Genomic DNA, 15276 nt, shown 5'->3' on the forward strand with positions numbered 1-15276 from the left:
CGATGGCTTTCTATTTATTTAGCTGTTGCATTTCATTTTACAATGAAGCTAAAATAAGTATACATGTAAAAAAGCTTGAAAGTCTACTAAAAAAACGTTATAATAATCTTTGTGTTCATAAATAGATGATGCGCCCATAGCTCAGCCGGATAGAGCACTGGTTTCCGGTACCAGGTTTGTCGGGGGTTCGAATCCTCCTGGGCGCGCTAAAATCTCAATAAAGACAAGGGCTTGATTTCAATTCATCCCCTTGTCTTTTTCTTCTCTTCAAACTCCTCCTTATAATAATTTCAACTTATCATGAATTGTTTGAACTGCAGCGTCAACATCGAGGTTATCAATTGGCAGGCGGATATGATGTTCGTTGTAGATCGCCTGGCGTTCATCAAAGAGACTTTTAATCTCTTCTAGACTTTTTCCTTGTAATACAGGTCGCGTTGGAAGCAAGAGACTAATACGCTCTTTCCAATAACCAAATGACATGTCAAGAAATATGACAATAGCATGCTCCATGCAAGCTTTGCGGATTTCTTCCTGCATGAACGCTCCACCACCAACAGAAATCACTTTACCTTCTAATTGACAGGCGTCGACGATCATTTCTCTTTCCGTTTTTCTGAATTCCTTTTCTCCGTATACGTTAAAAATATCGACAGCTTCCATGCCGTATTTCGCTTCAATTTCCGCATCTATGTCAAGGAATCCGCATTGTAACTTACGGGCAAGTTCTTTACCGAGTGTTGTTTTCCCAACACCCATGAATCCAATTAAAACAATACTTTTCTTCACGTTCTATTCACCCTATGTTCTTTCTATTATTATTTATGAATACCTTCCTTTGCTAGTCGGTCTGCTCGTTGATTTTGTTTTTCTGGGATCCATTTAATGAAAAATAACGGGAAATGCCCACTTAACTCTTGAATCCTTTCAAGCAAGGGAAGGAAGTTATTATTTTTTGTATAGTTCTTTTCTACTGTATCAACGACAATCTTGGAATCGGTACGAAAGGAAAGTATTTCTTTTGGATACTGTACCTTACATAGCTCTAATGCCTTGATTACCGCGTGAAATTCTGCTTCATGATTCGAATATGTACCGATTGGAAAAGAATATTCGACGTCTGCTTTTCCAGCTTTGATGACGATCCCGATTCCACTTTTACCGGGATTTCCTTTAGAAGCAGCATCTGTATAGACTTCGATCAATCCTGTTCACGCTCCTTTGTAAAGTAGTATAAACTATTTTTTCTAAACTGTAAAAAATTATTCTCTTGATATTTTAATTAATTTTCTGTATATTAATGAGGAGACTAACCCTATTTTAAAGTGAAGGAGGTAGAAAATGGCAGAAGCAATCCTGGAGCTAAAAGAATTGAGCACCCATTTCTTTACAGATAGCGGAGAAATTCCAGCAGTGGATCAGGTAAGTTTTACCGTACATAAAGGAGAAGTGGTAGGAGTAGTGGGGGAATCAGGTAGCGGGAAAAGTGTTACTTCCTTATCCATTTTACAATTAATACCAAAACCTCCTGGAAAGATTGTAAACGGTTCCATTTTTTACAAGGATGAAAACTTGGCAAAAGCAAGTGAGAAGCGCATGAAAAAGATTCGTGGCAATGAGATCTCGATGATCTTCCAAGAGCCCATGACTTCACTGAATCCCGTATTTACAATCGGTAATCAGATGCGAGAAGCAATCCGTATTCATCAGAAGGTAAGTAAACAGACGGCAACGGAAAAAGCGATTCACATGTTGAAGGTTGTAGGGATACCGCGTGCGGAAGATATTGTAAATGAATACCCCCATCAATTATCGGGTGGAATGCGCCAGCGCGTCATGATAGCGATGGCGATGTCGAGTGAACCGAGCTTACTTATAGCTGACGAGCCGACAACCGCACTGGACGTGACGATTCAAGCGCAGATTCTTGATTTAATGAAAAAAATCAATAAAGAAGAACAGACGAGTATTTTACTTATTACGCATGATTTAGGTGTTGTAGCCGATATTTGCGACCGGGTTGTCGTCATGTATTCCGGACAAGTCGTTGAACAAGGAACGACAAGGGAAATCTTGAAGGATCCGAAACATCCTTATACTCAAGGGTTAATTCGTTCCTTGCCAAAGCTCCATGGGAAGGAGAAGAAGCTTTATTCTATTCCCGGTACGGTAGCTAGGCCGAGGAAAGATCATATTGGCTGCCGTTTTGCTCCCCGTTGTGAATTCGCCTTTGAACGTTGCTTCAAGGAGAACCCGCAAATTTACAACTTAGGCGAAGGCCGTGAAAGTCGTTGCTTCTTACATTCGAAGCAGGAAGGAGAGCGATTAAAGGATGTCACAACCAATACTTGAAGTGAAAGGGTTAAAAAAATATTTCCCGATCCAAGGCGGTGTGTTTGGAAAAACCGTTGGTGAAGTGAAAGCGGTTGATGACGTTTCTTTTCACGTGCGGGAAGGAGAAATCTTAGGAATTGTCGGGGAATCAGGCTGCGGGAAATCAACGACGGGAAAATCGATTCTGCGATTGATCGAACCGACGGAAGGTGAAGTGAAGTTCGAAGGGAAAGATATAACAAAATTTAGTTCAGAGGATATGCGGAAATTAAGAAGGGATATGCAAATTATATTCCAGGACCCATACGCATCCCTAAATCCGCGGCATACCGTGGAGAAAATTGTCGGTGAACCTTTACTCGTTCATGGAATGAAGTCAAAGAGTGAACGAAAGAAACGTGTAAGGCAGCTGTTAGAAATTGTCGGCTTAAGCAGCTATCACGCCTCAAGATACCCACATCAGTTCAGTGGAGGTCAAAGACAGCGGATTGGGATTGCTAGGGCCCTCGCAAATCATCCGAAATTAATTATTTGTGATGAGCCTGTATCTGCTCTTGATGTATCGGTACAATCACAAATATTAAATTTAATGGAAGAACTCCGTGACGAGTTTCAATTAACTTATATTTTTATTGCACATGATTTAAGTGTTGTTAAACATATTAGCGATCGGGTCGGGGTTATGTATTTAGGCCGGATGGTTGAACTAGCTGAGAAGGATGCCCTATACGAGGAACCGAAGCATCCATATACCAAAGCACTATTATCTGCCGTGCCGGAACCAGATCCGGATATTGTGAAAGAGCGAGTTATTCTTGAGGGGGATGTGCCAAGTCCCGCGAATCCACCAACCGGGTGCGCTTTCCATACGAGATGCCCGTTTGCGATGGATATTTGTTCGCAAGTAAGGCCGGAATTCGGTCCGGTCGATGATCAGCATTTTGTTGCCTGTCATTTATATAATGACAAGTAATAAAATATATTTTTAGTAAGAAAAAAGGGGGATAAAGAAATGAAGTTACGCATGACTTTACTTGCTACATTGCTGATTTTTTTATTAGCACTCGTAGCGTGTAGTGGTGATGGTGGTGCCAATACGAGTGACACACCGGATGACGATGCGACAGAGACGGATGCAGGGGAAAATGAGGATACTGAAGCGGAAGAGGCGACTGCAGCCGGAGATCAAGTGTTAGTATTTGCTAGAGGCGGAGATTCTGAGAGTCTAGATCCAGGAAGCACGACGGATGGGGAATCTTCACGAGTTACCCATCAAGTGTTGGAAGGACTATTGACCTTTGAAAAAGATTCCTTTGAATTACTGCCGGGACTTGCCCATGATTGGGAAGTTTCTGATGATGGTCTTTCCTATACGTTCTACTTGGAAGAGGGAGTAACCTTTCATGATGGGACGGACTTTAATGCAGAAGCCGTAAAAACGAATTTTGAAAGATGGGCAGATCCAGACCATGAATATGCATTCTCTGATGACGGTTATGTCTATTCCATGTATGGAACAATGTTTGGCGGGTATAAAGGGGAAGAAGGACATGTCATTGAAGAGATTAATGTCGTAAATGACCATGAAATTGAATTTATCTTAAATCAGCCGCTTGGATTCTTCCTGCAAAATCTTGGGATGAGCTATTTTGCCATAACATCCCCAGCTGCACTGGAAGAGTATGGACCAGAAATTAATGAAAATCCTGTAGGTACAGGCCCGTTTAAATTTGTGAGCTGGACAAAGGATGACTCCATAGTCCTCGAGAAGTTTGAAGACTATCGAGTAGATGGTTTACCGAAGCTAGATCGAGTTATTTTTGAAGTGATTCCTGATAATGCTGCTCGGTTAATTGCACTCCGTTCCGGTGAAGTTGATATTATGGATGGACTGAATCCAGATGATGCTGAAGGGGTAGAGGCGGAGGAAGGTTTAGAGCTATTGACAAGATCAGAAAACAACGTTGGCTACCTTGGCTTTAATACACAGAGTGAGCCGCTTGATAACGTGGAAGTACGTCACGCAATCAATTATGCCATTGATAAAGAGGCAATTGCAGATGCTTTGTATGCTGGTTATGCTACAACAGCAAAAAACCCGCTGCCACCGGGATATTTAGGTTATAACGATGATGTCGAGGCTTATGAGTATGACCCGGATAAAGCGATTGAACTACTAGCTGAAGCAGGATTTGAGGATGGGCTTGAAATTGAATTGTGGACAATGCCGGTCGCGCGTCCGTATATGCCTGATCCGGAGACGGTTGCACAAATCGTTCAGAACAACTTAGAAGACGTTGGTGTGACAGCTAATATCGTACGTGAAGAGTGGGCGCCGTACTTGGAAAAGACATCCCAAGGTGAGCATCAGTTGTATATGCTTGGCTGGTCTGGAACAAATGGAGACCCGGATTATTTCTTAAGCAGTCTGCTCCATGGCTCTAACATTGGAAGCAGTAACCGTGAATTTTATCAAAATGATGAGGTCGATGAACTGCTGGATGCAGCAAAACGGGCTATTGACCAGGATGAGCGGGCTGACCTTTATGCACAAGCTCAAGAACTCATATCGGAAGACTCGCCAATGGTTACACTTGTACACTCTACACCAGTAATGGCGACTACAAGTAATGTGCAAAACTATGTCCCGCATCCATCTACAAGTGAATCTCTGGCAGAAGTAGAACTGACCGAGTAATTCACAGGCAAGGGGAAAGTGGTAAAACAGAAGGGATAGTAGACTGGTGCTGCTATCCCTATCTTTGTTGACGGATCGAAAAGTTTTTACAGAATGAGGGGGAAAAAATGGTAACGTATATACTTCGCCGCCTGTTAATGCTCATTCCAGTATTAATTGGGATGACGCTCATAACCTTTTCAATTGTCCATCTTATTCCGGGGAACCCTGCACAGGTTATTCTAGGTGAAACGGCAACAGCGGATGCAATTGCTAATTTGGAAAAGACAATGGGATTAAATGAACCTTATTTTGTTCAATATTGGAATTATATTTTAGATATTTTGCAAGGTGATTTGGGCACCTCGCTTCGTTCCAAGGCAGAAATTTCTAGTGAAATTCTCCCTTACATAGCTGCTACTTTTGAGCTGACACTATTTGCTATGATCTTTGCGATTGTCGTAGGAGTCAATGCTGGAATCATTAGTGCTTGGAAGCAGAATTCTTGGTTTGATTTAGCGGCAATGCTCATTGCTTTAATAGGCGTCTCCATGCCGGTGTTCTGGCTGGCATTAATGGAACAATGGATATTTGCTCAAGAGCTCGGCTGGTTACCAGCTTATGGCAGACAAGACAGTAAGGATCCAATTGCTGCAATTACGCATCTCTATGTACTTGACTCACTGATTCATCTTGACTTTGCCAGGGCGGGAACGATATTGAAGCATTTGATATTACCGAGTATTGCCCTTGGAACAATCCCGATGGCAATCATTGCACGGATGACTAGATCCAGCATGCTAGAAGTCATGAAGTCGGATTACATTCGTACAGTGCGGGCGAAAGGGTCCGGCCAATTTCTTGTTATCTATAAGCACGCGTTAAAAAACGCGATGATACCAGTAATCACTGTAATCGGATTGCAAACGGGTGTGCTCTTAGGCGGTGCTATTTTAACGGAAACAATTTTCAGTTGGCCAGGGGTAGGCAGATATGTATATGAAGCGATTAATTACCGGGATTATCCGGTTATCCAGTCAGGAATATTAGTCATCGCCTTCATCTTTGTCATGATTAACTTGGTCGTTGACATTTTGTATAAAAAACTTGATCCGCGGATTAAGTATTAGGAGGTGGTGCACATGAAGCTAAGTGAAAAAAATACAGAGCAGCCTGTACCAAATCCTGCAGCAGAGGGTCACTTGATGGACCATGAAGAGATGGAAGTTACTTCGCCATGGAAAGATACATTTCGCGAGCTGCGGAAGAATAGATTGGCGATCATTGGATTTTCCGTCATCATATTCTTTGTCCTGATAGCGATATTTGCCCCATTGTTCACATCGTACACGTATTATGAACAAAATCTTGCAAACCGGCTGCAACCGCCATCTGGAGAATATTGGCTCGGCACAGATCACTTAGGAAGAGATATTTTCACAAGGCTTGTCTACGGGGCAAGGGTATCGTTGATGGTTGGGTTTATTGCTGTTTCGGGTGCACTAGTGTTCGGAACCTTTCTAGGTATTATAGCCGGTTATTTTGGCCGTTGGGTCGATATGATTATTTCCCGTATCTTTGATATTCTACTTGCTTTCCCAAGTATTCTACTAGCAATTGCGATTGTGGCGATTCTAGGACCATCTTTGCAAAATGCATTACTAGCAATTGCGATTATTAATATACCGATATTTGGAAGACTTGTTAGATCACGGGTAATAAGTCTACGGGAAGAGGAGTATATAATGGCGGCGAAAGCTCAGGGAATGAAGCATGGAAGGATTATTTTTCAACATATTTTGCCGAATAGTGTGGCACCGATCATTGTCCAATCAACGCTCGGGTTTGGTACGGCAATATTAGAAGCTGCAGCCCTAGGGTTCTTAGGACTAGGCGCCCAGCCGCCAACGCCTGAGTGGGGACAGATGCTTGCGGACTCGAGAGACTTCATCCAACTTGCACCATGGACCGTCATCGTCCCGGGAATCGCTATTGTCCTCGTCGTCCTAGGCTTCAACCTAATCGGCGACGGCCTCCGCGACGCCCTCGACCCGAAAATGAAGAACTAAAAAAGCTAATTACCTTCATACAGCGTAAGTGTCTGTAATTCTCTTCTGGAGGTCCGCAGTCCAGACACCTCTCGCTTTCCGCGGGCGGCTGGTGAGCCTCCTCGGGCTAGCGCCCTGCGGGGTCTCACCTATGCCTATCCTCCTGCAGGAGTCTCGAGGTGTCTGGACTGCTCCGAGGGAAAGCCTGATTTGGAACACTATTTTTTATTTTTAAAAATTAGATCGTTTATCATAGTGGTGGGTTAGTTTCCATTAATAATAACGCTCTTTACCAGTTCAGTTGCCCGGCGGACGGTGACTCCTACGGGAAAAGCACGAGTCCGAAGACCCCGCAGGAAGCGAGTTTCTTCCGAGGAGGCTGAGGCCGTGCCCGTGGAAAGCATCCGTCCGCCGGGCAACTGAACGGTAATTAGAACGCCAAAAAACTAAAAGAGCAGGACACATACGCTGTATGAAAGCAATCAATCTTTGAATAAATTGATTTATCATTATATAGTAGAAACAGGGATATTTTATCACGCATTAACGGTCGTAATAGCCCCTCCTCTAAACGTGAGGTAAGACCAACATATGAAGGTGGGGTATACAGTCCGTAAATAACTGATTCTGTTCAACTAACATTCAGTGGGGAGGTAAGGAAACCCCCACTGAATGAAGTTTCACTTTATGGGGAAGGAGTTGTCCGTTGTGAAACAGCACTTGGTCCAACAGCAAACAATCCAGCGCAAATTGAACCAGTCACTCATCCAATCCATACAAATGCTTCAGTTCACTTCCGTTGAATTGTACGAATACATCAATGAGATAGCAGAGGAAAATCCATTAATTGAAGAAGTCGTCTATGATGCAGGCGAACATCAACAGACCTATCAAGCGTCCGATACATACTCCATCGACGCAATGAATTCCAGTGAGAAAACATTATACGAACGGTTGAAAGAGCAATTGCTGACCATAGATATCCCGGAAGAACTTCTTCCGACTGTCGAATTTGGAATTGACTCCTTGAATGAAAATGGGTATTTGGAAATATCTTTGGAAGAATGGGCAAGTGCGTGTAACACGACATATCCCATTACGGAAAAAGCGCTACATATTATTCAGCAACTTGAGCCCCGTGGCATTGGGGCAAGACATCTCGGAGAATGTATCTATCTGCAACTCCGCGAGATGGATGGTTATCGCCCTTTTATAGAGGATTTACTTCTTCATCATCTCGATTGGATTGCTGATTATGATTGGACTGCTATACAGGAATCATATGGAATCACGCAGGAGGAATTGGATGATCTAATCAAGCTTATTCAATCCTGTGATCCCAAGCCAGGTAAATTGCTCGATACGACTGAAGTGGAATATATAGTCCCGGAAGCGAAAATCTGGAAGGATCAAGATAAGTGGAAAATTACATTTTATCATTGGTCGGCTCCGAAACTAGTAATTGATTCATCGTATAATCAATTGGTGGACAAAGAAGCAGAGAGGTTTCTGAAGTCCAAGCGTGACCAATTGCGATGGCTGGAAGGAGCGCTTAAATATCGAACGGCTACTATCGAACTTGTTATTCGTGAGATTGTAGAGAGGCAAGTCGACTTCTTTGAATTTGGTTTACTTCATTTAAAGTCGATGACATTAAGTGATATTGCGGATAAACTTGAGTTGCATACATCCACAATCAGCCGGGCGGTTAACAATAAGTATGTCGAGACACCACATGGAATTTATCCGCTCAAATTCTTTTTCCAATCTGGTGTTTCACAAGACGACGACGGTAAAAAAACAACAATCGTCCTAAAACACATGATCCACCGGTTGATTGAAGAGGAAGACAAAGCTCGACCATTATCCGACGAGAGGATAAGAAGTCGTTTACAGGAGAAATATTCCGTGAACATTGCGAGAAGAACAGTGATGAAGTACAGACAAGAATTAAATATTCCCGCTTCCTATAAACGAAGAAAGGAGTAATTATCTGGTGCATATTATATTTTATACGAAGGAAATCTGTCCCTTATGTGACGATGCTGAGGCATTACTATCCTCTTTTGAAGTGGACTATCCACATACATTAGAAAAACGGGATATTCACTCAAGGGAAGAGTGGCTTGCGGAGTATCAACTTCAAACTCCGGTAATAGAAATTAATGGTGAACAAATGAATTGTGAAGAAATCAGCTTCAATACAATAGAAGCTTTTCTGAAAAAACATTCAGAGAGAAATTAGGATGAGCTAATTTCTCTCTTTTTAATTCCTTTTAGTTGTAAAAATAAATCTCTATGATATAATCGATATTGTAGAGGGACGTAATTTGACTAGCGTGGACATAAAGTGTCCAGAAGAAGGAGTAGCGATATGAAAGCAATCGTTAATCTGCAGAAACAACTTGTACCAGACCTGCTTCAAGTCTTAGAAGTACGTTTCGCAATTCTGCAGAGTGTCAGTCTCTTTCATCCCATCGGAAGACGTGCGCTCAGTGAAAACGTAGGATTGACTGAACGTCAGGTTCGTAGTGAGGTTGACTTTCTTCAAGAACAAGGCCTGCTCGAAATTACGAGTAAGGGGATGTATGTTACGAAGGAAGGGAAACGGCTACTGGAAGAACTGACAGATTTTATGGGTGAATTAAAAGGGATTCATGTTTTAAGGGAACGTTTAAAGGAAAAACTATCACTAGACAAGGTAATTATTGTACCAGGGAATAGTGATGGGCAGGAATGGGTAAAACAGGAAATGGGTAAAGCCTGTATCGCCTATTTGAAATCTATTATTACGGCGAATAATACGATTGCTGTTACAGGTGGCAGTACAATTGCTGCGGTTGCCGATGTCATGACACCTCTTAATAAAGAGGAAGATTATCTTTTCGTACCGGCCCGAGGTGCGCTTGGTGAAAAAGTTGAGAACCAGGCGACAAGAATAGCCGAGGAGATGGCAAAGAAGTCCCGCGGTAATTACAGCTTACTCTATGTCCCGGATCCATTAAGTGAAGCAGCGTATAAAAGTTTAATGGAAGAGCCGTCTATACAAGCAATCGTGTCCAAGATTAAACAGGCAGACATTGTATTGCATGGTGTTGGGGACGCACTCAAAATGGCGAATCGCCGGAAGACACCACAACACATTCTCGATAAATTAAAAGAGAATGAAGCAATAAGTGAGGCTTTTGGATATTATTTTGACCAAGATGGTAATACTGTTTACAGGGTACGCACTGTTGGACTTCATTTGCATGACCTAAATGAAATTGGGCATGTAGTGACGATTGCAGGTGGTCAGTCAAAGGCGAAAGCGATCGCGTCCTATTTCGAAGCAGGAAAAAGTGATCTTTTAATCACAGACGAGGCCTGCGCAAGAGAGATTTTAGAAGGCTAAATGCCTTTTAAAAATAAATTTATCAGCAATATATTTTTTATAAATTTAGGGAGGCAATAACATGACAGTAAAAGTTGGTATTAACGGATTTGGAAGAATTGGTCGTATTGCATTACGTCATGCATTAGAACATGGCGAGAACATGGAAGTTGTAGCAGTAAATGACTTGACAGATGCAGATATGCTTGCACATCTTTTGAAATATGACTCTGTACATGGATCTCTAAAAGAAGAAGTGAAAGCGGAAGGTTCAAGCCTCTTCATTGGTACGAAAGAGATTAAAGTATTATCTGAAAGAGATCCAGCAGACCTTCCTTGGGGTGAGCTTGGTGTAGATGTTGTTATTGAATCTACAGGTCGTTTCACTCAACGTGATCAAGCACAAAAACATATCGATGCTGGCGCGAAAAAAGTAATCATCTCTGCACCTGCACAAGATGATGATTTAACAATTGTAATGGGTGTTAACGACGATCAATATGACCCAGCAAACCACCACGTTGTATCAAATGCTTCATGTACAACAAACTGTCTAGCACCATTTGCAAAAGTGTTAAACGATACATTTGGTTTGAAGCGTGGAATGATGACAACAATCCACTCTTACACGAACGACCAGCATACGCTTGACTCACCGCACAAAGACTACCGTCGTGCACGTGCAGCAGCTGCGAATATTATCCCAACAACAACGGGAGCTGCTAAAGCGGTAGGTAAAGTATTACCTGAGCTTAACGGTAAGTTGAACGGTATGGCAGTGCGTGTTCCAACTCCAGACGGTTCATTAACAGACTTAGTTGCTGAATTGGAGAAAAATATAACAAAAGAAGATGTGAACAATGCGTTCAAAGCGGCTGCGGAAGGTCCAATGAAAGGTGTGCTTCAGTACACTGAGGATCCAATCGTTTCTTCTGACATTGTTGGTAATGCTCACTCTTCTATCGTTGATGGTCTATCCACAATGGTTATGGAAGACAACATGGTAAAAGTTGTTTCTTGGTATGATAACGAATATGCATATGCAGCTCGTTGTATTGACCTTGTAGAATTGCTTAACAGCAAAGGATTATAATTATAAACCGTAATTGTTTATGTACAAAGGGCGGAGGAGGAAAAGTCATCCTCCTTCGCTTTTTCTTTTGAGAAACAGGTGAAATCCTATGTACATATTAAATAAATAAAAAATCCAATTATTCAACAAAACTCAACGAATCACAAGCGTTTCATTTCCACCTGGTATATAATGATGGATGGAAAGCAAAATATGGAACAATACAATAAAACGTTGCAAAACCATTTGGGAGGTTGATGATTTGAATAAAAAGACGATGAAAGACTTTGATGTAAAAGGGAAGAGGGTATTATGCCGTGTCGACTTGAACGTTCCAATGCAGGACGGGAAGGTAACGGATGATACAAGAATCAAAGCAGTTATCCCAACAATTGAATATTTGACAGAACATGGTGCCAAAGTAATTTTAGTAAGTCATTTAGGCCGACCAAAAGGGGAAGTAGTAGAAGATTTAAGATTAGACCCTGTTGCTGAACATTTAAGCAACCTGCTGGGTAAAGAAGTATTAAAAGCAGACAAAGTATTTGGAAAAGAAGTAGAAGATGCAGTTTCCCAAATGCCAGAAGGGGGTATTCTTCTGCTTGAGAATGTTCGCTTTGAAGCGGGTGAAGAGAAAAACGATCCAGCATTAGTAGAAGAATTCACTAAGTTCGCGGATATCTTTGTTAATGATGCTTTTGGAACATCTCACCGAGCACATGCTTCAACGGTAGGAGTTGCAGAGAAGTTGCCGGCAGCTGCAGGGTTCTTAATGGAAAAAGAAATTGAAGTACTCGGTAATGCACTGGAAAATCCAAAACGTCCATTCACAGCAATTATTGGTGGAGCGAAAGTCAAAGATAAGATTAATGTAATCGATAATCTGCTTGACAAAGTCGACAACCTAATTATCGGTGGTGGACTAGCCTATACATTCATTAAAGCACAAGGTAACGAAATTGGAAATTCACTTCTTGAAGAAGATAAAATTGATCTAGCCAATGAATTCATGAGCAAAGCGAAAGAGAAGAATGTCAATTTCTTAATGCCTGTTGATATCGTAGTCGCTAATGACTTCTCTGATACAGCAGATACAAAAATTGTACCTGTAAATGAAATACCGGCAGATTGGGAAGGGCTTGATATTGGTCCAGAGACCCGGGAAATCTATCGTAAAACGATTCAGGAGTCTGCATTAATTTTATGGAATGGACCGATGGGTGTATTTGAAATGAATTCTTTTGCAGGCGGTACAAGAGAAGTTGCCGCAGCTCTTGCAGATACAGAAGGATTCTCGATTATCGGTGGTGGAGACTCTGCTGCAGCTGTTGAACAATTTGGTTTCGCTGAACAGATGGATCATGTCTCAACTGGCGGAGGAGCTTCCTTAGAGTTTATGGAAGGTAAAGTTCTTCCAGGTATCGCAGCTTTAGATGAAAAATAAGTAGGGAGAGTGGAAACATGCGTAAGAACGTAATTGCAGGAAATTGGAAAATGAATAAGACGGCAAGTGAAGCTAGAGAATTTGTCGAGGCAATCCGGGAAAAAATTCCGGCAAATGACAAGGCTGAGGCGATCATTTGTGCACCATTCCCTTATTTACCAGCTTTAGTGGAAGCGACGGAAGGTACAGAGATTAAAGTTTCAGCTCAAAATATGCATTTTGAAGACAGTGGTGCGTTTACTGGTGAAGTAAGCCCGGTTATGCTGAAAGATATTGGTGTAACCCACGTCGTTTTAGGCCACTCCGAACGTAGAGAATTATTTGCGGAAACGGATGAAACAGTAAACAAAAAAACAAGAGCAGCTCATGCGCACGGGTTAACACCAATTGTTTGTGTTGGGGAGAGTCTTGAGCAAAGAGAAGCAAATGAAACAGTTGAGCTTGTCCGGAGCCAGGTTACAGCAGCATTGAAAGATTTGACAGCTGAAGAAATTGCTAAGACGATCATTGCTTATGAGCCAATCTGGGCGATCGGAACAGGCAAAACTGCGTCAAGTGAAGATGCGAATGAAGTATGCCGTGAAATTCGTAATGTTATTAAAGAACTTACATCAGAAGAAACTGCGGATAAAGTAATTATCCAGTACGGCGGTAGTGTGAAGCCGGCAACGATTGATGAATTATTAAGCCAGTCCGATGTAGACGGTGCGTTAGTTGGCGGTGCGAGCCTAGAAGCGGATTCTTTCTTATCCCTTGTGGAGGCAGGTATTAATGAATAGAGAAAATTTAGCAGCACTAATCATCCTCGACGGCTTTGCCTTACGAGATGAAGTGAAAGGAAATGCGGTAAAATTAGCAAACACACCAAACTTTGATCGGTATTGGAATGAATTCCCTCATAATCAATTAACAGCGAGTGGGGAAGCAGTTGGATTACCAGAAGGTCAGATGGGAAACTCTGAAGTCGGCCACTTGAATATCGGTGCTGGTCGTATCGTTTATCAAAGCCTGACTCGAGTGAATATGGCGATTCAGGGAGGCGACTTCTTCCAGATGGAAGCTTTCCTTCAGACCATTCATAAAGCCAAGACAGAACAAAAAGCACTCCATTTGTTCGGTTTACTTTCGGATGGTGGAGTTCACAGCCATATCAGCCATTTATTCGCTTTACTAGAACTGGCAAAAGCGAATGATTTGGAAAATGTCTATGTGCATGCTTTCTTGGACGGACGAGATGTAGGCCCGAAAACAGCTGCTGAATATATCCGTCAAACGGAAGAGAAAATGCAGGAATTAGGTGTCGGGAAGATTGCAACGGTTTCCGGCCGCTATTATTCCATGGACCGGGATCATCGCTGGGATCGTGTGAAGAAAACGTACGACGCAATGGTACATGGGAAAGGTCCATCTTATCAGCATCCGCTCGATGTCGTCTATGATTCCTATGAGCACGGAATCTTTGATGAATTCGTTGAGCCTTCCGTCATCATTGATGAAAATGAAGAGCCAGTCGGCCTGATTGAAGATAATGATTCGATCATCTTCTTCAACTTCCGTCCAGACCGGGCAATTCAAATTACGAAAACATTTACGGATGTAGATTTCCGTGACTTCGAACGTGGTGAAAATGTGCCACAGGACATTGATTTCGTCACATTTACGAATTACAGTAATGATATTAATAGTGCAGTTGCGTTTGGTCCAACCGATTTGAAGAATACGGTCGGAGAAGTTCTATCTGAAAACGGATTGAATCAATTGCGAATTGCCGAAACGGAAAAATATCCACACGTCACTTACTTTATGAGTGGTGGACGTCACGAGGAATTTCCTGGTGAAAAACGAATTTTGATCGATTCACCAAAAGTAGCTACTTACGATTTAAAACCGGAAATGAGTGCCTATGAAGTAACGGACGCGTTACTGAAGGAACTTGAAGAAGGTAACCAGCAAGCAATCATCTTAAATTTCGCGAACCCGGATATGGTCGGTCATTCCGGAATGCTAGAGCCGACCATTAAAGCAGTTGAAGCAGTGGACGAATGTTTAGGCAAGATCGTCGATAAAATTCTGGAACTCGGTGGTAAAGCAATTATTACTGCTGACCATGGTAACTCCGATGAAGTCATGACACTTGAAGGGGATCCGATGACAACACACACGACAAACCCGGTTCCGGTAATCGTTACCGAGAAGGGTGCGGAATTACGGGACGGTGGAATTCTAGCAGATTTAGCTCCAACCTTGCTTGATTTATTGGACGTAAATAAGCCTGAAGAAATGACCGGTAATTCTTTATTAAAAAAGTAAATTAAAAACAATAGATAA

Annotated in this window: 14 protein-coding genes and 1 tRNA gene; 13 read left to right on the forward strand and 2 right to left on the reverse strand. The window is 42.2% G+C overall.

The window, feature by feature from the left end; genetic code table 11:
- The first annotated feature begins 130 nt into the window (after positions 1-130).
- Positions 131-206 (forward strand) — tRNA-Arg (locus IEX94_RS16225).
- 73 nt (positions 207-279) lie between these two features.
- On the opposite strand, the gene IEX94_RS16230 is transcribed toward IEX94_RS16225, so the two are convergent.
- Together IEX94_RS16230 and IEX94_RS16235 are read right to left on the reverse strand one after the other, a co-directional pair.
- Entirely contained in the window at positions 280-789 is a 510-nt protein-coding gene (locus tag IEX94_RS16230) for a shikimate kinase (RefSeq protein WP_229782762.1), read from the reverse strand.
- Positions 790-818: 29 nt separating this feature from the next.
- A complete protein-coding gene (locus tag IEX94_RS16235; RefSeq protein ID WP_188858939.1) occupies positions 819-1205 on the reverse strand; it encodes a ribonuclease HI family protein in 387 nt (128 codons plus the stop codon).
- A 136-nt stretch (positions 1206-1341) separates the two neighbouring features.
- On the opposite strand from IEX94_RS16235, the gene IEX94_RS16240 reads away from it, so the two are divergent.
- From IEX94_RS16240 to gpmI, 12 genes are all read left to right on the forward strand, one after another.
- Positions 1342-2352, forward strand: a complete 1011-nt coding sequence (locus tag IEX94_RS16240; RefSeq protein WP_188858941.1) for an ABC transporter ATP-binding protein — start codon at positions 1342-1344, stop codon at positions 2350-2352.
- The gene (locus IEX94_RS16245) at positions 2333-3307 is read left to right on the forward strand and encodes an ABC transporter ATP-binding protein (protein WP_188858942.1); all 975 of its coding nucleotides are present in this window, start codon (positions 2333-2335) and stop codon (positions 3305-3307) included. Before IEX94_RS16240 ends, IEX94_RS16245 begins: the two co-directional genes overlap by 20 nt.
- 39 nt (positions 3308-3346) lie before the next feature.
- Positions 3347-5032, forward strand: coding sequence for an ABC transporter substrate-binding protein (locus IEX94_RS16250; protein ID WP_188858943.1), 1686 nt, complete (start codon positions 3347-3349; stop codon positions 5030-5032).
- A 107-nt stretch (positions 5033-5139) separates the two neighbouring features.
- Positions 5140-6141 (forward strand): ABC transporter permease, encoded by a 1002-nt coding sequence (locus IEX94_RS16255; RefSeq protein WP_156855740.1) that lies wholly within the window; start codon positions 5140-5142, stop codon positions 6139-6141.
- Between the two features lie 75 nt (positions 6142-6216).
- Positions 6217-7080: a nickel transporter permease gene (gene nikC / locus IEX94_RS16260; protein ID WP_156855824.1), complete on the forward strand. Its 864-nt coding sequence runs from the start codon at positions 6217-6219 to the stop codon at positions 7078-7080.
- Positions 7081-7767: 687 nt separating this feature from the next.
- Positions 7768-9048 (forward strand): RNA polymerase factor sigma-54, encoded by a 1281-nt coding sequence (gene rpoN, locus IEX94_RS16265; protein ID WP_188858944.1) that lies wholly within the window; start codon positions 7768-7770, stop codon positions 9046-9048.
- A gap of 7 nt (positions 9049-9055) precedes the next feature.
- Complete coding sequence (locus tag IEX94_RS16270; RefSeq protein ID WP_229782763.1) at positions 9056-9304, forward strand: glutaredoxin family protein; 249 nt, start codon at positions 9056-9058, stop codon at positions 9302-9304.
- Between the two features lie 129 nt (positions 9305-9433).
- Positions 9434-10453, forward strand: a complete 1020-nt coding sequence (locus IEX94_RS16275) for a sugar-binding transcriptional regulator (RefSeq protein WP_188858945.1) — start codon at positions 9434-9436, stop codon at positions 10451-10453.
- A gap of 61 nt (positions 10454-10514) precedes the next feature.
- The gene (gap, locus tag IEX94_RS16280; protein WP_188858946.1) at positions 10515-11525 is read left to right on the forward strand and encodes a type I glyceraldehyde-3-phosphate dehydrogenase; all 1011 of its coding nucleotides are present in this window, start codon (positions 10515-10517) and stop codon (positions 11523-11525) included.
- Positions 11526-11766: 241 nt separating this feature from the next.
- Positions 11767-12948: a phosphoglycerate kinase gene (locus IEX94_RS16285; RefSeq protein ID WP_188858947.1), complete on the forward strand. Its 1182-nt coding sequence runs from the start codon at positions 11767-11769 to the stop codon at positions 12946-12948.
- A gap of 17 nt (positions 12949-12965) precedes the next feature.
- A complete protein-coding gene (tpiA, locus tag IEX94_RS16290; RefSeq protein ID WP_188858948.1) occupies positions 12966-13727 on the forward strand; it encodes a triose-phosphate isomerase in 762 nt (253 codons plus the stop codon).
- On the forward strand, positions 13720-15258 hold the full coding sequence (gene gpmI, locus IEX94_RS16295) for a 2,3-bisphosphoglycerate-independent phosphoglycerate mutase (protein ID WP_188858949.1): 1539 nt from the start codon (positions 13720-13722) through the stop codon (positions 15256-15258). The genes tpiA and gpmI overlap by 8 nt, the downstream gene beginning before the upstream one ends.
- Positions 15259-15276 lie beyond the last annotated feature (18 nt).

The sequence above is a fragment of the Oceanobacillus indicireducens genome (genome assembly GCF_014647195.1).
Lineage (GTDB): Bacteria > Bacillota > Bacilli > Bacillales > Amphibacillaceae > Oceanobacillus > Oceanobacillus indicireducens.

What these genes read in the sequence shown, in the direction of transcription:
- IEX94_RS16240 (WP_188858941.1), top strand. Translation starts at nt 1,342, where the DNA reads ATGGCAGAAGCAATCCTGGAGCTAAAAGAATTGAGCACCCATTTCTTT.
- IEX94_RS16245 (WP_188858942.1), top strand. Translation starts at nt 2,333, where the DNA reads ATGTCACAACCAATACTTGAAGTGAAAGGGTTAAAAAAATATTTCCCG.
- IEX94_RS16250 (WP_188858943.1), top strand. Translation starts at nt 3,347, where the DNA reads ATGAAGTTACGCATGACTTTACTTGCTACATTGCTGATTTTTTTATTA.
- IEX94_RS16255 (WP_156855740.1), top strand. Translation starts at nt 5,140, where the DNA reads ATGGTAACGTATATACTTCGCCGCCTGTTAATGCTCATTCCAGTATTA.
- nikC (WP_156855824.1), top strand. Translation starts at nt 6,217, where the DNA reads ATGGACCATGAAGAGATGGAAGTTACTTCGCCATGGAAAGATACATTT.
- IEX94_RS16275 (WP_188858945.1), top strand. Translation starts at nt 9,434, where the DNA reads ATGAAAGCAATCGTTAATCTGCAGAAACAACTTGTACCAGACCTGCTT.
- gap (WP_188858946.1), top strand. Translation starts at nt 10,515, where the DNA reads ATGACAGTAAAAGTTGGTATTAACGGATTTGGAAGAATTGGTCGTATT.
- tpiA (WP_188858948.1), top strand. Translation starts at nt 12,966, where the DNA reads ATGCGTAAGAACGTAATTGCAGGAAATTGGAAAATGAATAAGACGGCA.
- gpmI (WP_188858949.1), top strand. Translation starts at nt 13,720, where the DNA reads ATGAATAGAGAAAATTTAGCAGCACTAATCATCCTCGACGGCTTTGCC.